The 20,451-nt window shown below is 35.0% G+C and carries 19 protein-coding genes; 7 read left to right on the top strand and 12 right to left on the bottom strand.

Annotated elements, in window-relative coordinates; all coding sequences use genetic code 11:
* Positions 1–94: 94 nt before the first annotated feature.
* From G9F74_RS21180 to G9F74_RS21170, 3 genes are read right to left on the bottom strand one after another with little or no spacing between them, the layout of a single operon-like run.
* On the bottom strand, positions 95–916 hold the full coding sequence (locus G9F74_RS21180; RefSeq protein WP_001167946.1) for an ABC transporter ATP-binding protein: 822 nt from the start codon (positions 914–916) through the stop codon (positions 95–97).
* Between the two features lie 12 nt (positions 917–928).
* Complete coding sequence (locus tag G9F74_RS21175) at positions 929–1,987, bottom strand: FecCD family ABC transporter permease (RefSeq protein WP_000760041.1); 1,059 nt, start codon at positions 1,985–1,987, stop codon at positions 929–931.
* A complete protein-coding gene (locus G9F74_RS21170; protein ID WP_000925228.1) occupies positions 1,984–2,988 on the bottom strand; it encodes a FecCD family ABC transporter permease in 1,005 nt (334 codons plus the stop codon). The genes G9F74_RS21175 and G9F74_RS21170 overlap by 4 nt, the downstream gene beginning before the upstream one ends.
* A gap of 172 nt (positions 2,989–3,160) precedes the next feature.
* On the opposite strand from G9F74_RS21170, the gene G9F74_RS21165 reads away from it, so the two are divergent.
* Both G9F74_RS21165 and G9F74_RS21160 read left to right on the top strand, forming a co-directional pair.
* Complete coding sequence (locus tag G9F74_RS21165; RefSeq protein WP_001010273.1) at positions 3,161–4,129, top strand: ABC transporter substrate-binding protein; 969 nt, start codon at positions 3,161–3,163, stop codon at positions 4,127–4,129.
* A gap of 380 nt (positions 4,130–4,509) precedes the next feature.
* Complete coding sequence (locus G9F74_RS21160; protein ID WP_000338302.1) at positions 4,510–5,859, top strand: peptide MFS transporter; 1,350 nt, start codon at positions 4,510–4,512, stop codon at positions 5,857–5,859.
* A gap of 37 nt (positions 5,860–5,896) precedes the next feature.
* On the opposite strand, the gene G9F74_RS21155 is transcribed toward G9F74_RS21160, so the two are convergent.
* Both G9F74_RS21155 and G9F74_RS21150 read right to left on the bottom strand, forming a co-directional pair.
* Complete coding sequence (locus G9F74_RS21155) at positions 5,897–6,076, bottom strand: acid-soluble spore protein H (RefSeq protein WP_016107514.1); 180 nt, start codon at positions 6,074–6,076, stop codon at positions 5,897–5,899.
* 191 nt (positions 6,077–6,267) lie between these two features.
* Positions 6,268–6,555, bottom strand: coding sequence for an ArsR/SmtB family transcription factor (locus tag G9F74_RS21150; RefSeq protein ID WP_000081428.1), 288 nt, complete (start codon positions 6,553–6,555; stop codon positions 6,268–6,270).
* A gap of 810 nt (positions 6,556–7,365) precedes the next feature.
* Between G9F74_RS21150 and G9F74_RS21145 the strand changes: the two genes are divergently transcribed.
* Positions 7,366–8,985 (top strand): L-lactate permease, encoded by a 1,620-nt coding sequence (locus tag G9F74_RS21145; protein ID WP_016107513.1) that lies wholly within the window; start codon positions 7,366–7,368, stop codon positions 8,983–8,985.
* 85 nt (positions 8,986–9,070) lie between these two features.
* Here G9F74_RS21145 and aspA read toward each other — a convergent pair whose 3' ends face one another.
* The 3 genes from aspA to gloA2 all read right to left on the bottom strand — a co-directional run bounded on the left by aspA (position 9,071) and on the right by gloA2 (position 12,474).
* Positions 9,071–10,507, bottom strand: a complete 1,437-nt coding sequence (aspA, locus tag G9F74_RS21140; RefSeq protein ID WP_016107512.1) for an aspartate ammonia-lyase — start codon at positions 10,505–10,507, stop codon at positions 9,071–9,073.
* 173 nt (positions 10,508–10,680) lie between these two features.
* Positions 10,681–11,979, bottom strand: coding sequence for a hemolysin family protein (locus G9F74_RS21135; RefSeq protein ID WP_016107511.1), 1,299 nt, complete (start codon positions 11,977–11,979; stop codon positions 10,681–10,683).
* 108 nt (positions 11,980–12,087) lie between these two features.
* Positions 12,088–12,474, bottom strand: a complete 387-nt coding sequence (gene gloA2 / locus G9F74_RS21130; protein ID WP_016107510.1) for an SMU1112c/YaeR family gloxylase I-like metalloprotein — start codon at positions 12,472–12,474, stop codon at positions 12,088–12,090.
* A 91-nt stretch (positions 12,475–12,565) separates the two neighbouring features.
* On the opposite strand from gloA2, the gene G9F74_RS21125 reads away from it, so the two are divergent.
* The 3 genes from G9F74_RS21125 to G9F74_RS21115 all read left to right on the top strand — a co-directional run bounded on the left by G9F74_RS21125 (position 12,566) and on the right by G9F74_RS21115 (position 16,589).
* The gene (locus G9F74_RS21125) at positions 12,566–13,744 is read left to right on the top strand and encodes a NupC/NupG family nucleoside CNT transporter (RefSeq protein ID WP_000668851.1); all 1,179 of its coding nucleotides are present in this window, start codon (positions 12,566–12,568) and stop codon (positions 13,742–13,744) included.
* Between the two features lie 330 nt (positions 13,745–14,074).
* Positions 14,075–15,091, top strand: coding sequence for an LCP family protein (locus G9F74_RS21120; RefSeq protein WP_002105716.1), 1,017 nt, complete (start codon positions 14,075–14,077; stop codon positions 15,089–15,091).
* Positions 15,092–15,326: 235 nt separating this feature from the next.
* Entirely contained in the window at positions 15,327–16,589 is a 1,263-nt protein-coding gene (locus G9F74_RS21115; RefSeq protein WP_000777338.1) for a VanW family protein, read from the top strand.
* Positions 16,590–16,643: 54 nt separating this feature from the next.
* Here the strand turns inward: G9F74_RS21115 and G9F74_RS21110 are convergent, their stop codons facing one another.
* Positions 16,644–16,916 carry a hypothetical protein gene (locus G9F74_RS21110; protein WP_000288801.1) on the bottom strand — a complete coding sequence of 91 codons (273 nt, stop codon included), beginning with the start codon at positions 16,914–16,916 and terminating at the stop codon, positions 16,644–16,646.
* Positions 16,917–16,931: 15 nt separating this feature from the next.
* Positions 16,932–17,450 (bottom strand): RNase A-like domain-containing lipoprotein, encoded by a 519-nt coding sequence (locus tag G9F74_RS21105; protein WP_000822696.1) that lies wholly within the window; start codon positions 17,448–17,450, stop codon positions 16,932–16,934.
* A gap of 391 nt (positions 17,451–17,841) precedes the next feature.
* Here G9F74_RS21105 and G9F74_RS21100 point away from each other — a divergent pair, with 391 nt between their 5' ends.
* Entirely contained in the window at positions 17,842–18,390 is a 549-nt protein-coding gene (locus tag G9F74_RS21100; RefSeq protein ID WP_016107509.1) for a TVP38/TMEM64 family protein, read from the top strand.
* A gap of 63 nt (positions 18,391–18,453) precedes the next feature.
* Here the strand turns inward: G9F74_RS21100 and G9F74_RS21095 are convergent, their stop codons facing one another.
* A complete protein-coding gene (locus tag G9F74_RS21095; RefSeq protein ID WP_016107508.1) occupies positions 18,454–20,154 on the bottom strand; it encodes a M4 family metallopeptidase in 1,701 nt (566 codons plus the stop codon).
* Between the two features lie 165 nt (positions 20,155–20,319).
* Positions 20,320–20,448, bottom strand: coding sequence for an NprX family peptide pheromone (locus G9F74_RS21090; protein ID WP_000733136.1), 129 nt, complete (start codon positions 20,446–20,448; stop codon positions 20,320–20,322).
* Positions 20,449–20,451 lie beyond the last annotated feature (3 nt).

The raw sequence follows: 20,451 nt of genomic DNA, 5'->3' as shown, positions 1-20,451 counted from the left end.
CCCTCCAAGTAATAGTGTAACATCCATGTGTATACATGGTCTTTTTCACACTGTCTACCTAAAGGGGATAATATCACCCCATCGTCTTTTTTCGTTATCTCATTGCTTGAGCAACTTCTTTAACTAATCGTCTTCCTCTTCCGTGCGGGATACATAGTGGTGTTCCAAACAACGGATCCGTACTGATTTGACACTCCATACGGAATACATCCCGAACTAACTTCTGGTCAATAACTTCTTCTGGTTTACCTTGTGCATATATTCGTTTATCTTGAATAGCTACAATGTTGTCTGCATAACGGCATGCCAAATTCAAATCGTGTAATACCATAACAATTGTTCGTTGCTCTGTTTCATTTAATTCAAATAATAAATCTAGCACTTCAATTTGGTGAGTCATATCTAAATATGTAGTTGGCTCATCTAGTAAAATAATGTCTGTATCTTGTGCAAGCGTCATTGCAATCCAAGCACGTTGACGTTGCCCACCTGAAAGAGCATGCACATCCCGTTCAGCAAATTCTGTCATACCTGTTGCTGCAAGTGCCTTCTGTACCATTTCCTCGTCTTTTTCTGACCATTGCTTTAACCAAGTTTGATATGGATAACGTCCTTGCTTTACAAGTTGCAATACTGTAAGCCCTTCTGGTGCTTGGGGTCCTTGCGGTAAGATTGCCATTTGACGAGCAATTTGCTTCGTTTGCATACTTTGTAACGCTTGATTATCTAACAAAATATCACCATTTGTTGGCTTTAATAATCTAGCTAGTGAACGTAATAAAGTTGATTTTCCACAACCGTTAGAACCGATGAAGATTGTAATTTCACCTTTTGGAATTTCTAAATCCAACTCATCGATAATAATTGTTTCACCATAGGACAGCGTCAAACGTTTTGTCTCCAATGCTTTTTGCATATTCATCTCCCTTTATGAATTCCGACTTTTATAAAGTAAATAAATAAAATAAGGTGCACCAATTGCTGATGTAAATACCCCTGCTGGAATTTCAAGTGGTGTGAAAATTGTGCGCCCGATTAAATCCGCAGCGAGTACTAAAATTGCACCGACAATAGCTGCAACTGGGAGTAATGCACCGTATAAAGAACCAACTAATCTTCGCGAAATATGAGGTGCCATTAAACCAACAAACCCAATCCCTCCGGCAAAGGCAACCGCCCCACCAATTAAAGCTGTACTAAGTAATAACATAAATACACGCGACTTCGTTAAAGGAACACCAAGTCCTACCGCTATATCATCCCCTAGCTCTTGTGCATTTAAATGTCTAGCAGCAATAAAGGATATTACCGTTAAAATGAGCACCCAAGGCGCAAGTACCATCACATTTTGCCATGAAGAGCCGTAAACAGTACCTGTAATCCATACATTTGCTTGGCTCGCTTGATAAATTGGTGCTAATAACATAAATAACGTTGTTGCCGCTTTCGTTAACGCCCAAAATCCAACACCAATTAAAACAAGACTAATCGGTGATAAGCCATCATTTTTCCATGCAAATAAATATACAAAAAGCGCTACAATCGTCGCTCCAGCAAAAGCTGCGAGCGGCATATAATGAATGCTTACTGTTAGCGCATTGTTTTTATCACTAAATATAGCTAAAAAGAGTACAACTGCTACGCTTGCACCACCTGTAATTCCAATGATATCAGGGGAAGCAAGCGGATTTCTAACGAGCCCTTGTAAAATACAACCTGCTACAGCAAGTGCAATTCCTACAAGGATCGCAATTAAAATACGCGGCATACGAAACTTATTTACAACCATATTTGACATCGCATCGCCATTTCCAGTAATCGCTTGCCATACGTCATAAGGAGCAATCTTCATATCTCCCATACCTGCACTTGCAAAAAATAATCCTATTAAAATTACTAATAAACTCACCAAGACGAGACTAGCTCGTTTATACATTAAAAACGAGAATCCATCTTTTCCTATACGAAACGGGATATACTTCTTCATTTGCTAAGCCCTCTCTTACGTGCAATATAAATAAAGAATGGGGCCCCGATAAATGCTGTCATAACCCCTACTGGTACTTCTTGTGGCATAATGACATATCTTGCGGCTATATCCGCTAAGATTAATAGTATTGCACCTAACAATCCGCTATAGGGCACTCTCCATCTGTGGTCAACTCCAACAAGAAATCTGGCAAAATGCGGAGTTACAATTCCTATAAATCCTATTGGGCCAGCAACCGCAACTGAACCACCCGACAACAATACAATAATGAGTAGTACGAATGATTTCATTAAAATTGTTCGTTGTCCGAGACCTTTTGCAACATCTTCTCCCATCATCAATGTATTTACTTTCCCTGCCATCATAAGAGAGGCAATCCATCCTACTAATAAATACGGAAATACAGATTGTAAAATTTCTATTTTTCTTCCTTGTACAGATCCGGCAAGCCAAAACAATACTTCTTCCATTGCCTTTTCATTCAAAACAAGCAACCCTTGTGTTAATGATGAAAATAAAGCACTTATCGCGACACCTGCTAATGTTAACTTAAGAGGAGTCGTCCCTTCTTTTCCTAAAGAACTAGAAGCAAATACAAGTACAGCTGCAATTGCCGCTCCTAAAAAGGCAATCCACGTGAAAGCCGATAATGACGTCACGGAAAAGATAACAATTGCTACAACTATGAAGAACGCAGCGCCTGAATTTAATCCAATAAAATCTGGTGAAGCAAGTGGATTCTTAGTTAAAGTTTGCATAAGACAGCCTGCAATGGCTAAACTAGCACCAACGCTAGCTGCAATTAACGCCCTAGGCAGACGTACATTTTGAATAATAATATGTTCATTGGAACCATTAAAATGGAAAAAAGCATCCAATGCTAGTTTCCAACTCGTATTTGTATATCCGAAAATAATACTTCCCCAAATACAAATAACGACTGCAATGATTCCAACAAATAATCCAATCCATTTTGCTCGATTTGTTTTTAATAACATGCAGCGTTTCCCCTTCAATGTATAATGATACGTTGTTAGTGTATTTCAACTTAATTCTCATTGTCAACGGAAATGAGAATTATTTTCAGCCATATGTATTGACAATCAAAAGATAAAGGCTTAATATCATGCTTGCTATTGAAAAATATTCTCAACATGTAGGGGGTACATAATGAATTTCATGCGGAAGAAATCGTTTACAGTATTTGTATTTTTACTAGCATTTTCAATGCTTTTAAGTGCTTGTGGAAAATCAAATAACAAAGAAGAATCTACAAAAGAAGATAATAAAAAAGAAGTGGTTACTGTAGAACATGCAATGGGTAAAACAGAAGTTCCTGCTAATCCAAAACGTGTAGTTATCTTAACAAATGAAGGAACTGAAGCTTTACTTGAATTAGGTGTGAAACCAGTTGGTGCTGTAAAGTCTTGGACTGGTGACCCATGGTATCCACATATTAAGGATAAAATGAAAGATGTAAAAGTTGTTGGTGATGAAGGACAAGTTAACGTTGAAACAATTGCTTCTTTAAAACCGGACTTAATTATTGGTAACAAAATGCGCCACGAAAAAGTGTACGAACAACTAAAAGCAATTGCACCTACTGTGTTCTCAGAAACATTACGTGGTGAATGGAAAGATAACTTCAAATTTTATGCAAAAGCATTAAATAAAGAAAAAGAAGGCCAAAAGGTTTTAGCTGATTACGAAACACGTATGAAAGATTTAAAAGGCAAACTTGGTGATAAAGTAAATCAAGAAATTTCTATGGTACGCTTTATGCCTGGTGATGTTCGTATTTATCACGGTGATACATTCTCTGGTGTTATTTTAAAAGAACTTGGATTTAAACGTCCTGGTGATCAAAATAAAGATGATTTTGCAGAGCGTAACGTATCTAAAGAACGTATTTCGGCAATGGATGGCGATGTATTATTCTACTTCACATTCGATAAAGGCAATGAGAAAAAAGGTTCTGAACTAGAAAAAGAATATATAAACGATCCTCTATTTAAAAACTTAAATGCAGTAAAGAACGGAAAAGCATACAAAGTTGACGACGTTATTTGGAATACAGCTGGCGGTGTAATGGCTGCTAACTTGCTACTAGACGACATTGAAAAACGCTTCGTTAAATAAATTTATTCTAACCAGCTCCCCTCTTTTATGGAGCTGGTTTTTTCATTTCACTGAAGTGTCACATTATTTCATTTTGTATTTTTATTCCCAATATGTTATATTATAAAAGTAAATAGAATATATTTTCTCTATATCAGAATAAATATTTTAATCTAAATTTTCTGATTAATCACTATTTTAAATTCGTTTAGAATTCAATTACTACATTTGAAAACGCTTATTATCAAATTTTCAGGGCAAAATACAATAACGGTTGAAGAAAATAGAACTTTTTTAGAAATTTCCTTTCTATTTCCATATAATTCTATTGACTTCTAAATATTTTGTAAATTAAAATGATTACATAAATATCCGTTATACAGGATTAGGGGGAAACAAAAATGGATGCAGCTTTAAAATTAGACAAAGCTGGAGAGCAACAATCACCAAAAAAACATCCACCAGGGTTATACTTGTTGTTCTTTACAGAAGCATGGGAAAGATTTAGTTATTACGGAATGCGTGGCTTATTAGTTCTTTATTTAACAACGAGCTTAGTAAGCGGCGGTTTAGGCTTTGATAAAGCAGTTGCAGTTCAAATTTACGGTATTTTCACAATGCTTGTATATTTCACACCTATTATTGGTGGCTGGTTAACTGACCATTTCATTACGAAACGACACGCCATTACTATTGGCGGTATCATTATGGCGATTGGTAACTTCGTACTATTTTCAATGAATACGAAAACTGGACTATTTTTAGGATTAGGATTATTAGTTATCGGTAACGGATTCTTCAAACCAAATATTTCGACTTTACTAGGTCAATTATATAGCGACAACGATTCTCGTCGTGATAGTGCCTTCACTATCTTCTACATGGGAATCAACTTAGGAGCTCTTATCGCTCCATTCATTTGCGGTTACTTCGCAGATTATAGATACGGTTTCTTAACAGCTTGTATCGGTATGATTATTGGGCAGATTGCATTTAACTTATTAGCACCTCGTTACTTAGGATCAGCTGGAACAACAGTTGTGGGTAAAAAATCTAAAGAACAAAATGCAAAAGCTGTTGAGAAAAAACCTTTAACACCACAAGAGAAAAAACGTACTGTTGCAATTTTAATTTTAACTTGTTTCGTTGTATTCTTCTGGGCAGGATTTGAACAAGCTGGTAGTTCTTTAACACTTTACACAGATAAGTTCGTAGATCGTACAATTGGTGGATTTACAATTCCAACACCTTGGTTCCAATCTGTAAACCCATTATTCATTATCTTATTAGCATTACCAGTTTCTGCATTATGGATTAAACTTTCAAAAACAAAAAATGGTGATTTAAAAATCCCTACAAAAATGGCTTTTGGTATGATTTTACTAGGAGTCGGGTACTTAGTTTTAACTTTAGCTGTTCTAAAAACTGGTAGCGATGAAGGTAACATTACAATGAAAGCAAACTTACTATTCATTGTATTCACTTACATGTTCCACACAATCGGTGAACTATTCTTATCACCAATTGGATTATCTATGGTAAGTGCAATCGCTCCTGTTAAATTAGCATCATTATTAATGGGTGTATGGTTAGCTGGTACTGGCTTTGCAAACTTATTAGCAGGACAATTAGCTGCTTTCACTCAATCTTTAGGATATTTAGAAGTATTTGCAAGCATCGGTGTTATCGTAATCGTACTAGGATTAGTACTTCTTATGTTCTCTAAGAAAATTGCACATATGATGGAATAACAAAAAGACGCTTCTAAAATTAGAAGCGTCTTTTTTATTATTTCTCCTCTAAAGCCATCACGTCCACATGAACGCTCTCACCAGGATTAGATACGTCATACACTTGGGCACTCCCCTTCTGCTCATCACAGCTCTCAATCCATACTGGTACGCCCTCATATGTAACGTCAATTTTACTTGAAGAAGATAAGATTTGTTTCACACGTTGCACATCCATACTACTATCCCTCCTTTTGCTTACTACACTCCTTTCTATTTTTTCTTTTCCTTTTAGAATATATTCCGTAAGGCAGCATGTTGATTGATAGTCATTTCTTCCTCACCTGTTAATATTTACTCTCTCGCTACCTTTCTGACAAATAAAAAAAGACGTATATTTCACACGTCTTTTTCCATAATATTCAAATTTTAAGAAAATAATGTTTTTACTACTGCACTTACTTTATCATTATGGATTTGATAATACACTTCTAATCCTCGTCTCTCAAAGCGTACTACCTTATTTTGCTTTAACTTCGTTAAATGTTGTGAAACCGTTGATTGCGGAATTTCTAATACTTCCTGTAGTTGTGTTACATTACACGTTCCACGTTGCATTAGTTCCATTACTAGGCGTAGACGCAAAGGATGCGCTAACGCTCTTAACATTTGTACATCTTCTTCTGAAATACGACATTCGAATTGATTTTGGCTCATAAAGTTCCCCTCATTTTCGTTTTTATTTTCTTTTTATTTATTTATATATCTGTTCTTATATTTCCTGTTACGACATAACTTTATCAACCTATAACGCTGAAAATTTTTTCCACCTTTATCAGCATAGAATTCAGGAAAAAATCCTTACTGATTTTGAATATTATACTATATGATATAACGAAAAAGCAAAACAAAGGGCTACAAATACTTTGCTTGCAAACGTTGTTTTATCAGGCTTTTTGTTATATTTTCACCTCATTGAAACGCAAAGTAATGATATTGTAAAATACCGTCTATAATTGATAAACTTCCGTAAAGTAGTTGGAGTATACTTAACCTCTTTGTTACACTAAAAGGAATTTTCAGTAAAAAGAGATGCTCTAGTATTAAGAATTTGCTTCTTATTTTTTATTCATATTACATTTGGCTGGAATGTTATTCAAAACCTCATAATGAAATAAACCACTCCTTCCCCCACTAGATCAAACAGGACAGATAAGTGCAATATATCAAACTTTATATTCGATACAAAAGACGGCATCTACTATGCACCTATTGGGACAATGACATATGAACAAAATACTCACTGAATAAAGTTTCACTTTAAAAAACGCACTCAAATACATTTAAGTGCGCTTTTTGTCTACTTTATGAACAAAGCTTTCTTTTAACACTATTATGGAATAATTATACTTTTTTACGTTGACAATAGTGTTGAAGGAGAATATACTAAGCATGTAAGTTGATTGTGAATTGTTTCACAAATAATGTGAATTTCTTCACATAAAATAGATAGGAGTTGTCATTATTATGAGTACTTGGACACAAATTTATGACCCTTTAAACAATATTTGGCTATCTGCACTAATCGCAGCACTTCCAATTTTTTGCTTCATTATTTGTTTAGTGGGATTCAAAATGAAAGGTTACATGGCTGGGCTTTACAGTGTAATTGTTGCTATTATTCTTGCTATATTTGTTTATAAAATGCCTACAACTGCAGCAGTAGCATCTGCCGGATTTGGTGTTTTATCTGGATTTTATCCAATTTGTACTATCGTTATCGCAGCTATCTTCCTTTACAAATTAACTGTTAAAACAGAACAATTCAATGTCATTCGTGATAGCATTTCAAGTATTACAAATGATCAACGTTTACAAGTATTATTAATCGCTTATTCTTTCGGCGCTTTCTTAGAAGGCGCAGCTGGTTTCGGTGTTCCGGTTGCTATTACAGCTGCATTACTTGTAGGTATGGGCTTTAATCCATTAAAAGCAGCGGGTATTTGCTTAGTAGCTAATATCGCTGGTGGTGCTATGGGGGCTATGGGTATTCCAGTTACAGTACCTGCACAATTAACTGGAATAGATGCATTAACTGTCGGTCGTCAAGCAGTTTACATTTTGCCATTCATTAGCATTGTTTTACCGTTCTTACTTGTTTCAATGGTAGATGGATTTAAAGGCATTAAAGAAACTTGGCAAGGTATTCTTGTAAGTGGTGTTTCTTTCGCAATTACTCAGTTCGTTGTAACTTACTTCTTAGGCGCTGAACTTACTAATATTTTCGCAGCAGTCATAAGTATGGTCGCTCTTGCATTATTCTTACGTGTTTGGCAACCAAAATCTTCTGCTAAAGAAGAAAAACAAGAAGAAAAAGAATCTCATACATTCAATCAAATTTTATATGCTTGGTCTCCATTCGTATTCTTAACTGCATTTGTAACAATCTTTAATTTAAAACCAATTAAAGCTTTATTTGCTCCGGATGGTCCATTAGCAAACTTAGTATTTAACATTCAATTCCCTGGTCTTCATAATCAAGTTATAAAAACTGCACCAATCACAAAAGCTGATACACCTTTCGCAGCGATTTTCAAACTAGATGTATTCTCTTCTACAACTACTGCGATTGTATTAGCAATTATCGTTTCACTTATCGTCTACCGTGTAAACGGCAAAATGATTAAAGAATTAATGATTGAAACAATAAAAGAATTAAAGGTTCCAGTATATACAATTTGTAGCGTTATCGCTTTAGCTTACGTAGAGAACTACTCTGGTATGTCATCTACACTTGGACTTGCATTCTCTTCTACTGGAAATGCATTCCCTATTCTTTCTCCAATCTTAGGATGGATTGGCGTATTCATTACTGGTTCAGTAGTATCTAGTGGTTCACTATTCGCACCACTTCAAGCAGTAACTGCCGATCAATTAAACATCGTCCCATCTACTCTCGTTTCATTAAACGTAGTTGGTGGCACAATAGCAAAAATGGTTTCACCACAATCTGTAGCAGTTGCTTGTGCAGCAGTTGGACTAGTTGGTAAAGAGTCTGCTCTATTTAAAACAGTGATGAAATATAGCTTAATCTTCTTAGCAGTTATTAGCTTACTTCAATTAAACGCTGTATTTAATATCTTTTAAAAAATAAAACACCGATCCAAATGGATCGGTGTTTTTTACATTACATTTTTTTATCCCGCATTAACGTGGGATGCTCTCCCACTGATTAAAGTTTCACTTTATCCTTTAATAAAGAAGCTCCAGCAATTTCAGGGTGAGTCATTTCGAATGGATCTAAAATAATATCCAATTCTTCTTCTGTTAGTACACCATGTTCTAAACATAACTCTCTAACAGATTTCCCTGTTTCAATCGCTTCGCGAGCAATGCGAGATGCTGCTTCATAACCAATGTGAGGGTTAACTGCTGTAATAATTCCAACACTTTTCTCAACATATTGCTTCAGCAATTCTTCATTTGCTGTAATTCCTTTAATACAGTATTCTCGGAATACACGGAATCCGTTATTCATAATACTAATAGATTGAATTAAATTAAATACAAGCACAGGCTCCATTACGTTTAATTCTAATTGTCCTGCTTCTGAAGCCAAGCAAATTGTATGATCATTACCAATTACTTGGAAAGCAACTTGATTAATTACTTCTGCCATAACTGGATTTACTTTACCTGGCATAATAGATGAACCTGGTTGGCGTGCAGGCAATTGAATCTCTGCTAATCCGACACGTGGCCCAGACGCCATAATACGAAGATCGTTTGCAATTTTAGACATATTCATCATACATACTTTTAATGCCGCAGATACTTCTGTGTATGCGTCTGTGTTTTGCGTTGCATCAACTAAATGCTCTGCGCCGACAAGTGGGAATCCGCTAAATGTTCGTAAATGTTTTACCACTTGTTCAATGTACGTAGGATTTGCATTTAATCCCGTACCAACAGCTGTCGCCCCCATATTCACTTCATATAAATGTTGACGAGACTGTTTAATTCTTTTTATATCACGCGCAAGCACGCGGCTATACGCTTCAAATTCTTGTCCAAGGCGAATTGGCACTGCATCTTGTAAATGTGTACGTCCCATTTTAATGACGTGATCGAACTCTTTTGCCTTTGTACGGAAAGCAGCATGAAGTTCTTCCATTGTAATAAGAAGCTCTTCTAACATCATAAGAGTAGCAATATGAATTCCCGTTGGAAAAGCATCATTTGTTGATTGAGCCATGTTCACATGCGTGTTTGGACTAATTTTCGCATACTCACCTTTTTCGTATCCCATACGTTCTAATGCTCTATTCGCAATTACTTCATTTGTATTCATATTAATAGAAGTTCCAGCACCGCCTTGAATTGGATCTACAATAAATTGATCATGGAACTTTCCGTCAACAATTTCTTGTGCTGCTTCCGCAATTTCTTGCCCAATATCTTTAGCTAGGTAACCAGTATCCATATTCGCAAGTGCCGCCGCTTTTTTCACAATTGCCATTGCCGTAATGAGTGACGGATGAATGCGATATCCTGTAATTGGAAAGTTTTCTACGGCACGTAATGTTTGTACACCATAATAAGCTACACTTGGTACGTCCTTTTCACCTAAAAAATCTTTTTCTATACGTATATCCTTCGTTGCTATCATTTGCATCACCTATACTTTTTCATTCTAAATCCTTATCTAAAAAATCCGCCATCTCAAAATACGAGTATTATTCAGAAGAATTTTTCAGTATCCACCTTCACTATATAGCACCTCTTTTGAAAGCGCAAACATTTAATTTTCTATATATCCTTTTTATTAAAGTTTATAGAAAATCATTCTTCTACTTTCTTTATCTCCACTCGTTTAATTTGATGCATATCCTTTTCAAGGACTTTAAAATAAAAGCCATGTTTCTCAATAACATCCCCTTCAGCAACGACTTGTTTTTGTACCATGATCCAACCACCAATTGTATCTACATCATCAGCAACCAAATGTATGCCAAATAAATCATTTACTTCACTAATAAGCACTTTTCCCTCTACAATTTTACATCCTTCGCTTATGTGTTCGATAGGCGGGTGTTCATCTTCATCGTATTCATCTCGAATTTCTCCAACAATTTCTTCTAAAATATCTTCTAGCGTGACAATGCCTGCTGTACCACCATATTCATCATATAATACAGCTAACGGAATTCGCCTTCTTTGCATTTGTAATAGCAAATCATGAATTGGGATATTTTCTAATACTTCAATAACTGGCCTTGTATATGGTGTAATCGAGCACTCTTCCTCTCGATTACCATCCATATAACGAATAAATAAATCTTTTACATTAACCATTCCGATAATCTCATCTTTATCTTCACCAAATACAGGATATCTCGTATATTTTTCTTGCGCAATTACTGTAATATGTGTTTCAAACGGCTCGTCCTCATATAATCCTACAACTTCCGTACGAGGTACCATAATTTCCTTTGCTACTCTATTATCGAATTCAAAAATATTATTTACGTATTTAAATTCCCTTTGATTAATCTCTCCGCTCTCATAGCTCTCCGATAAGATTAACCTTAATTCTTCTTCTGAATGAGCTACTTCATGTTCAGAAGCTGGATGTAATCCAAATAAACCTGTTACAAGCCTTGCCGAACCATTTAAGGCCCAAATAAACGGATACATAACTCGGTAAAAATAAATAAGTGGCTTCGATAATAATAAGCTAACTTGCTCTGACCTTTGTATAGCTAATGTTTTTGGGGCAAGTTCCCCAATAACAACATGTAAAAATGTAATCACCGCAAAGGCAATAATAAATGAAATTGTACTAGCAATTGCAGGAGATAATTGTAACTTTAAGAACAATGGCTCGAGTAAATGTTTTATAGTTGGCTCTCCTAACCACCCGAGCCCTAACGCAGTAATCGTAATACCTAACTGACATGCTGATAAATACTCATCTAAATTTGCAGTTACTTTTTTAGCAGCCAATGCACCTCGTCGTTTTTCAATAACGAGTTGATCAATGCGACTGCTACGCACCTTAATAATTGCAAACTCAACAGCCACAAAAAAAGCTGTTAATGCAATAAGGATGGCTACCATCAATAATTTTAAAATATCCACATATGTCCTTTAGCTTTCTTAGCTAAAGTTACACCTCCTTTTAAAAAGAAGTTTCACTTTAGTTTCTTCAATTATTAGAAAGCAACCCTATATAAAATTCACCAATTTTCAAACCTCATACAATTCTAAAGGTAAACCGTCAGGATCTTGGAAAAAGACGAATTTCTTCCCCGTTATTTCATCAATACGTATCGATTCCGTCTCAACACCACATTGATTTAAATGCGTCACAGCTTCTTCTATATTTATAACTGCAAATGCTAAATGTCTAAGTCCAGCTGCTTCTGGAAAACTTGGGCGCTCAGGCGGACTTGGAAATGAAAATAATTCTATTTGATACTCTTCTCCTACACATAAATCTAACTTATAAGAATCGTGTTCCTTTCTATATACTTCATTCATCACTTTAAAACCTAATATTCTAGTATAAAAATATTTTGACACTTCATAATTCGAACAAATAATTGCAACGTGATGCACTTTACATATATTCATGATTTCTCTATTCCTTTCTTTACCAAAGATGCATATTCTCCCTTGAAATGAAAAACATATATAGCAGAACATCTCTTTTAGGGGGCTTACTATGAAATTTATCACTTTTTTTGTCGGACTTATCGTCGTTTTCTTCCTTGCTTATATTGCTAGCAATAATAAGAAACACATTAAATTCAAACCTATTTTCATCATGCTTATTATACAGTTAATTTTAACCTATTTATTATTAAATACAGAAATTGGTCTCATACTTATTCGGTTCATTTCCAGCCTTTTCACAAAGCTACTCGAGTATGCTGCTGATGGTATAAACTTTGTGTTTGGCGGTCTTGCAAATAAAGGTGAGATGTCATTTTTCCTTACTGTATTATTACCGATTGTCTTTATTTCCGTCTTAATTGGTATATTACAACATTTCAAAATACTACCATTTTTTATTCATTGGATTGGTTTCTTTCTTAGCAAGATAAATGGTCTTGGGAAATTAGAATCTTACAATGCCATCGCTTCCGCTATTGTCGGCCAATCAGAAGTTTTTATTACGGTAAAAAAGCAATTAGCACAAATTCCAAAACACCGTCTTTATACACTTTGTGCATCAGCCATGTCAACAGTATCTATGTCTATCGTAGGTGCCTATATGACGATGATTGAACCTAAATATGTAGTAACCGCACTCGTTCTCAATTTATTTAGCGGTTTTATTATCATACTCATCATTAACCCTTACGACGTTAAAGATGAAGAAGATATTTTGGAAATAAAAGGTGAAAAGCAAAGTTTCTTTGAAATGCTTGGCGAATATATTCTTGATGGTTTCCGGGTAGCCATTGTCGTTGGCGCCATGCTCATCGGATTCGTAGCATTGATTAGCTGCATTAATGACCTATTCCTCATTATATTCGGCATTACTTTTCAGCAATTAATCGGCTACGTATTTGCACCTATTGCATTTCTTATCGGTGTACCAAGTTCTGAAATTGTCGCAGCTGGTAGCATTATGGCAACGAAGCTTGTAACGAATGAATTTGTAGCAATGATGGATCTTAGTAAAATTTCCAATAGCCTTTCTCCCCGTACAGTTGGTATTATTTCTGTTTTCCTCGTTTCTTTTGCCAACTTTTCTTCTATTGGAATTATTTCCGGTGCAGTAAAAGGGTTAAACGAAGACCAAGGAAACGTTGTCGCAAGGTTTGGGCTTAAATTACTATATGGAGCTACTCTCGTTAGTATTTTATCTGCAATTATCGTAAGTATTATGTTGTAATTAGGTAAAATTTTATCATTTTCTTATCCCTATCTTTTGTATACAATAACGAATAGGTGTCTTATAAAGTGAAACTTTACTCAGAGGGGGCTATCCCCCTCTGAGTATTAGCCTTCACCAATCGGGCTTTTACGGGCAGTTAACTCCCACCTAACTTCCTTGCATTCGCTGGACTTTGAGGTGGGAGTTTTACTGCCCGTTAATGCGGGATAAATAATCAAGACATCTATTTTTTATACATGTACAATCGCTTTTATTTAGCGTAAAATATTTTTTATGTGTTTTAATACACCTAGATGTATACACTTTGATAGTTTTAAAGGAGAAAAAATGATGAAATCCGACACAAACAACAATATGCGAGCCAAAAAAGGACGCTCAAAGAAAAAACGCCTACTTTGGTTCCTTCTTATTCCATTACTAATTGTAGCACTTGGAGCAGGAGGTTACTCCTTCCATATATACAGTAAAGCAAAATCCATTTTAAATAACGCTTATTCTGAACTAGGTCGAGGAGATAAATCCAACAAACGTGAAAAAGCAGTTAAACCTATGACTGATAACATTTCCGTACTTATTATGGGTGTTGATGAAAGTGATATTAGAGAAAAAAATTATGGAAAAGCAACTCGTACGGATGCGCTATTACTTGCAACAATTAATAAAAACGATAAATCCGTTAAACTTGTAAGCATTCCACGTGACTCACGCGTCTACATTAAGTCACGTGATAAATACGATAAAATTACACATGCACACGTATTCGGCGGTGTAGACAGCACGATTGATACAGTAGAGAACTTTTTAGACGTTCCTGTTGACTACTACGTAAAATTTAACTTTAAATCCTTTATCAAAATCGTTGATTCCCTTGGCGGTATTACTGTCGATGTTCCTGTTGAGTTTACAGAACAAAATAGTAAAGACGAAGCAAATGCAATTCATCTTAAAAAAGGACGTCAACATTTAAACGGAGAAGAGGCACTTGCACTAGCTAGAACTCGTCACATCGATAGCGATTATATGCGTGGTCAACGACAACAACTTGTTTTAGAAGCTATTGCCGAAAAAGCACTATCTCTTAATTCCATTAATAAAATCGGTGGCCTACTAGATGCTGTCGATAATGATTTAAAAACAAATTTAACTTTTGATGATATGATGACAATTGCAAAAAATTCAATGGATTCAAGTTTAAAAATGGACAAATTTCAAGTGGAAGGTACAGATAAATATATAGATGGTATTTATTATTACGTTCCAAACGAAAAAAGCGTCAATAATATATCGACAACACTTCAAGAACATCTCGGTGTTACGAATAAAAATGAGCATAAAAAATTATAATAAAAAGGCTGCTAGATTTTTCTAGACAGCCTTTTTATTATAATTTTCAACAAATTTTTCATGCATATTGTGACAAAAAGAGACAATTATTACAACAGTGTAACATTTTTTATAAAAACATTACACACACAGTGGAAATAATAGTATACTAGAACTTACATACTGTTATTTTCATCATTTTTATACAAAAAATGTAATACATATATTTATACACAAATTTCTGGGGGGGAAATAAATGAAGCTAAGTAAAATACTGATCGGTTCTGCAATTGCAGGGGGCATATTACTTTGTGTAGGCGGTATTGGTGGATATCAATATGTATCCAAATTAAATAATCAATTAAATAACACCGCATTACCAAATACTACGTTTGAAGGTATTTCTCTTGCTGGAAAAAATAAAGCAGATATTCAAGCAATTATTAATCAAAAAATAAATGAATTAGATCAAAAATCTCTTACCTACATATTCCAAGATGATAAACAAACTTACATATGGAAAGATTTAGGTATAAATTATAAAGAGAAAGATATTGTAAACAAAATCTTTAAAGAACAAGAAGGAAACGTAATGAGTCGTTACAAAATGCGGAAGCAAGCTGAAAACGATGAATTAAAACGTGACTATAAATTAACACCACAATTAAATACAACAGCTTATGAAACCTTTATAAAAGATAAATATAATGAAACATTAAAAAATCCTGTTAATGCAGAATTAAGTATTGAAGGCTCTACTGTAAATGTTAGTCAAAGTCAAAACGGAGAAAAAATTGATAAAGGCAAACTACGCGATTTAACAAACGAAGCTATTACTACTGGTAAATCAGATGTTACATTACCGGTTACATTAATAAAACCAGAACGTTCTACAGAAGATATACAGAAAATGGGGATTAAAGAAGTAATTGCTGAGTACTCTACTCCAATGGCTGGCCGTAATGGTAATCAATCCTTTAACGTAAATAAATCAGCTAATACTTTAAGTGGAGTTATTGTAGCACCTGATGAAACGTTTAGTTTTAATGGCCGTGTTGGTGTAACTGATGCTGCACATGGTTATAAATCTGCCGCAGTATATTCACAAGGTAAAGTTATACAAAGTGCAGGCGGAGGCGTTTGCCAAGTCAGTAGTACTTTATATAGCGCAGCTTTACGGGCAGATTTAGGAATTGTTTCTCGAAGTAATCATTCTATGCCCGTAAATTATTTACCACTTGGGCAAGATGCAGCAGTGGCAGACTATGGTCCGGATTTAAAATTTAAAAACAATACAGGTAATCATATTTATATTCAAGCATTTTCAAATGGAGGTAGTATTACTACACGCATTTTCGGTACAAATACTGGTAAAAATGTTGAAGTTTCTTCTCAAGTAATTAGTAGAACTAATGATAAAATAACAGCGGTTACGTATAAAAAAGTAACACAAAACGGCGAAGTACTATCAAATGGACAAATTTCAAAAAGCGTATATAAAAGTGCCCCAAAACAATGAGATACTATCAAACGGACAAATTTCAAAAAGCATAAAGAAAAAGGCGTGATCTACTCACGCCTTTTTCTTTTGCAGTAATAGTAAAAAAGTTTCAAGATGATCCTTCGTTTCTTCTAAAGACCATATACGATTCCCTTGCTTCGCAGCTAGTACGCACGCTTCTTCCCACGCGTTCTTGTTCTTCATATATACTAATTCATCGCGTAATTTCAAAACAATTTCTTCATCTTCTTGCTCTATAAACTCTGCCATCACGCTTACTATTTCATCCTCATGAATACTTAACGTACAGTATGATTTAAGAAAGTATTGTAATGTCGTATACATATGTACTCCCCCTTCTTATTTGTCAGATGGATAAGAAGTAATAATCTTATATCCTAAATCTCCTGACTTATCTCTCGCTAAAACAGTAACAGTTTTTACTAACTTATCTTTTACATTCATATTTTTCTTTATTACCGTTTTCCCGACCGGGAATGAATGAGTTGTATTTAATACGAGACGAGCCTCTTTAGAATTTTTTAACCAATCTTGAATTTCTTTATCATGTTGCTTCAAACTATCTTTTACAGCTTTCGTCGCTGTTTCTTTATCATAATATGTACTTGCCGCTGATACTTTATCTGTCTTCAAACGATTCTTCAAATCCTCTTCTGATTTACCTACATGCCTTTCAATCGTATGACCATTTTTAGGCGGCCCTTCCATTTCATCTAAAATATTATCACTAATTTTTTCTACTGACGTACCTTGATTCCCTGTTTGTTTCTCAGTTTTTTGTTCTTTTCCTGCACATCCACTTAAGATCAGCATCAATGCCAGTAAACTACTGAAGAAAAGACTACTTATTCGTTTCATCATATCACCTCTTCCATGATTATTATCGTAACTTCACTAAAAGTCAATTTCACAACGAAAAAACACATACATTTTTTAAACCCTTCAGCTATATTTACCACTCTATCTTCATCAAACCACTGTTTTTCACCTACTTTAAAATATACCCCTATGATTTTCTAATTATTTCCCGAATTAAAACACCATTTAAAACACTGCATAAACCCTTTAAAAATAGGGTTTATGCAGTGTTTTTCAATAAATTAAAATATACCCCCGTTTTTATATACCCGATACCTATATATGGTATACAAACGCCGTTCCGTCAACGTTTTCTACATTATGTAAATTTCTCCTTGCCTATCCATTCGAAATATGGTGTAATGCAAAAAAAGATAAAGGATTTTATAATATGGCAGAAACGATTCAAAATTTCCTAACAGAATACTATCCAATCGCAATTCCACTTAGCATCTTAATCAATATCATCATCAGTCTTTTAGGTTTTATCCCTAGCATCTTTTTAACCGCCATTAATATACAGCTATTTGGTGTTACAAATGGCACACTCATTTCGATCGCAGGCGAAGCATTAGGGGCTATTATCTCGTTTTATATTTATCGCATAGGCCTTCAAAAGTTCACTCACGATAAAGTAAATAAGTATCCAAAGGTAGAGCGTCTTCTTTATGTAGAAGGTAGAGAGGCCTTTCTACTCGTTCTATCGTTTCGATTGATACCTTTCATCCCATCAAGTATCGTGACTTTATTTGCAGCTCTAGGGAAAATGTCATTACTCTCCTTCAGTATTGCCAGTACAATAGGTAAAATACCGGCCTTATTGATTGAAGTATATTCGGCATATCATGTTATGAACGGAACAAATGAAGCGAAGTGGATTGTAACAATCGCAGGTTGCATTGGATTGTTCTATTTGTGGAAAAAATGGAGAAAAAAATAAAGAAGGAGCCTATGCTCCTTCTTTATTTTTGAAGTATTTTATTAATATCTATCCCTTAAATCCTTAGTTTACACCAACAGCACTAAATGATTGCTTCACTGCATTTACTTCTGCAGAGCTAGCACCATATAAATCCGCTGCAGCTTGTACTGCACCAGCACGAGCTTGACTAAATGTAGTAGATTGCGTGAAATACTGTGTATTTGCACGGTAGTAAATCGCACCTAATTTATCTTTACCAATACCAGTTACAGTTACACCAGAATGCGTACCGCCATTTGCTAATAAATAAGCTTGCTTGTTAATAATACCACTGTTCGTATGAACCCCACCGTTATCACTAGTACCAGTGTAACGCTTAGAATAATGGTCTGGGTCACCATATTTCGCTGGATCACTCATAGAGCGAAGTGCATCTCCTGCTTTACCAGGCGTGTAAATATCTTCACCAATTTCCCAATCTGGATTACGATTATCATAGTATTCTACTAAAGTACCAAAGATATCAGAAATTGCTTCATTTAGCGCTCCTGATTCATTTTGATAAATTAAATCCGAGCTATTTTCCGTAACAGCATGCGTTAATTCGTGACCAATTACATCAATTCCACCAGATAATGAAGTGAATGTTACACCATCACCATCTCCGTATACCATTTGTGAACCGTTCCAGAATGCATTATTATACTTACTTCCGTAATGAACTGTTGATTTTAATGGTGCTCCTGCATCATTAATAGAGTTTCTATTAAATGTAGCTTTATAATAATCATATGTTCTACCAGCATAGAAATGAGCATCTACTGCCGCTGCATCATACGCTGCATTGAAAACATTATCTGCATCTACCCATAATGTTCCCGGTAATGTAGTACGATTTTTCGCATCATATGTGAAAATTGTTGCCCCGCGCGTATTATCTTGCAAGTAGTAAGATGATCCAGATAACGTTGTATTAAGCGATTTCGTATCTCCTAATACACCTTTACCAGTTCCCACTTTATTCGTTCCTGTTACTGGCTTTGCAGCAGCTTTTGCTTCCTGTTTAGGAGCATCTTGCTTAACTGGTGACTTATCTTCATTTGTTACATGATCAAGTTTATTATATTTATTTAACACTTTACCGCTGTCTGCTTCAATGAAATAGTAGTAGTTTCCTGGGCTTGGATCTAAGAAGTTTAGATTTACAACGTATGCATATGTTGTTTCTTCACCGTTTTGATATACATATAAGTCCGCTTTTGGTTCTACCTCATATTTCGGTGTTACACCTAAATCTTGCTGCGCGATTGCAATCGCTTTTGCGCCTTCAATCTTATTTTTATTTTTCAACTTTTCTTCCTTGTCTAAATCAGGTGCAACTGTTCCAGACAATACTTTTAAAGAACCATCTTTACTTACGTGAGCTACTTGAGTAGAACCCCATACAGGTACTCCTTCGTAAACTTGTTGCATACGTACTACTGTTGAATCAGTTACAGCATCTTTTTTCACTTGTTTCACTTTGAAAGAATCTTGCGCACTCTTTTCCCCTAGCTTATAATCACCTTTTGCTGCATTTAAATAATCAAACACAACAGATTCCGCTTTCTTGCCAGTTGCTCCAGTTAGATCACCAGAAATAAACTCAGGCGACTTCACTGTCTCATTGTACTTCTTCGTAGAGAGCACATTTTTTGAATCTGCAAACGCAGAGCCTGTCCCTCCAAATGTAGTAACTGCCATTCCTGCCGCTAACACTAACGCTAAACTTTTCTTTTTCATGAACCTTCCCCCTAATAAAAATTTTTTTGAAAAAGAGTAGTTTCATATTAGCATTATGTTTCCACTATTAATATACTAAAAATTCAAATAATTATTTTCTCAAGTTTTGTAGAATTTTGAGGAACAAATATTGAAAAAACCCTTTCCGTTAGGAAAGGGTTTTTTTTATAAATTAATTTGTTCAACTGTTTTAGCTTCTTGCCCTAGAGTATCCGGCTTCCAAGCATACTGAATATCCAATACTACAGCTGCAATTGCCATAACCACAAATGTTCCTGCAATTAACTTTTTCATAAT

This window comes from Bacillus sp. EKM202B, assembly GCF_011066025.1.
Taxonomy (GTDB): domain Bacteria; phylum Bacillota; class Bacilli; order Bacillales; family Bacillaceae_G; genus Bacillus_A; species Bacillus_A toyonensis.
This window is presented reverse-complemented; position numbering and strand designations above follow the sequence as displayed.

What these genes read in the sequence shown, in the direction of transcription:
- G9F74_RS21180 (WP_001167946.1), bottom strand. Translation starts at nt 916, where the DNA reads ATGCAAAAAGCATTGGAGACAAAACGTTTGACGCTGTCCTATGGTGAA.
- G9F74_RS21175 (WP_000760041.1), bottom strand. Translation starts at nt 1,987, where the DNA reads ATGAAGAAGTATATCCCGTTTCGTATAGGAAAAGATGGATTCTCGTTT.
- G9F74_RS21170 (WP_000925228.1), bottom strand. Translation starts at nt 2,988, where the DNA reads ATGTTATTAAAAACAAATCGAGCAAAATGGATTGGATTATTTGTTGGA.
- G9F74_RS21165 (WP_001010273.1), top strand. Translation starts at nt 3,161, where the DNA reads ATGAATTTCATGCGGAAGAAATCGTTTACAGTATTTGTATTTTTACTA.
- G9F74_RS21160 (WP_000338302.1), top strand. Translation starts at nt 4,510, where the DNA reads ATGGATGCAGCTTTAAAATTAGACAAAGCTGGAGAGCAACAATCACCA.
- G9F74_RS21155 (WP_016107514.1), bottom strand. Translation starts at nt 6,076, where the DNA reads ATGGATGTGCAACGTGTGAAACAAATCTTATCTTCTTCAAGTAAAATT.
- G9F74_RS21150 (WP_000081428.1), bottom strand. Translation starts at nt 6,555, where the DNA reads ATGAGCCAAAATCAATTCGAATGTCGTATTTCAGAAGAAGATGTACAA.
- G9F74_RS21145 (WP_016107513.1), top strand. Translation starts at nt 7,366, where the DNA reads ATGAGTACTTGGACACAAATTTATGACCCTTTAAACAATATTTGGCTA.
- aspA (WP_016107512.1), bottom strand. Translation starts at nt 10,507, where the DNA reads ATGATAGCAACGAAGGATATACGTATAGAAAAAGATTTTTTAGGTGAA.
- gloA2 (WP_016107510.1), bottom strand. Translation starts at nt 12,474, where the DNA reads ATGAATATATGTAAAGTGCATCACGTTGCAATTATTTGTTCGAATTAT.
- G9F74_RS21125 (WP_000668851.1), top strand. Translation starts at nt 12,566, where the DNA reads ATGAAATTTATCACTTTTTTTGTCGGACTTATCGTCGTTTTCTTCCTT.
- G9F74_RS21120 (WP_002105716.1), top strand. Translation starts at nt 14,075, where the DNA reads ATGATGAAATCCGACACAAACAACAATATGCGAGCCAAAAAAGGACGC.
- G9F74_RS21115 (WP_000777338.1), top strand. Translation starts at nt 15,327, where the DNA reads ATGAAGCTAAGTAAAATACTGATCGGTTCTGCAATTGCAGGGGGCATA.
- G9F74_RS21110 (WP_000288801.1), bottom strand. Translation starts at nt 16,916, where the DNA reads ATGTATACGACATTACAATACTTTCTTAAATCATACTGTACGTTAAGT.
- G9F74_RS21105 (WP_000822696.1), bottom strand. Translation starts at nt 17,450, where the DNA reads ATGAAACGAATAAGTAGTCTTTTCTTCAGTAGTTTACTGGCATTGATG.
- G9F74_RS21100 (WP_016107509.1), top strand. Translation starts at nt 17,842, where the DNA reads ATGGCAGAAACGATTCAAAATTTCCTAACAGAATACTATCCAATCGCA.
- G9F74_RS21095 (WP_016107508.1), bottom strand. Translation starts at nt 20,154, where the DNA reads ATGAAAAAGAAAAGTTTAGCGTTAGTGTTAGCGGCAGGAATGGCAGTT.
- G9F74_RS21090 (WP_000733136.1), bottom strand. Translation starts at nt 20,448, where the DNA reads ATGAAAAAGTTAATTGCAGGAACATTTGTGGTTATGGCAATTGCAGCT.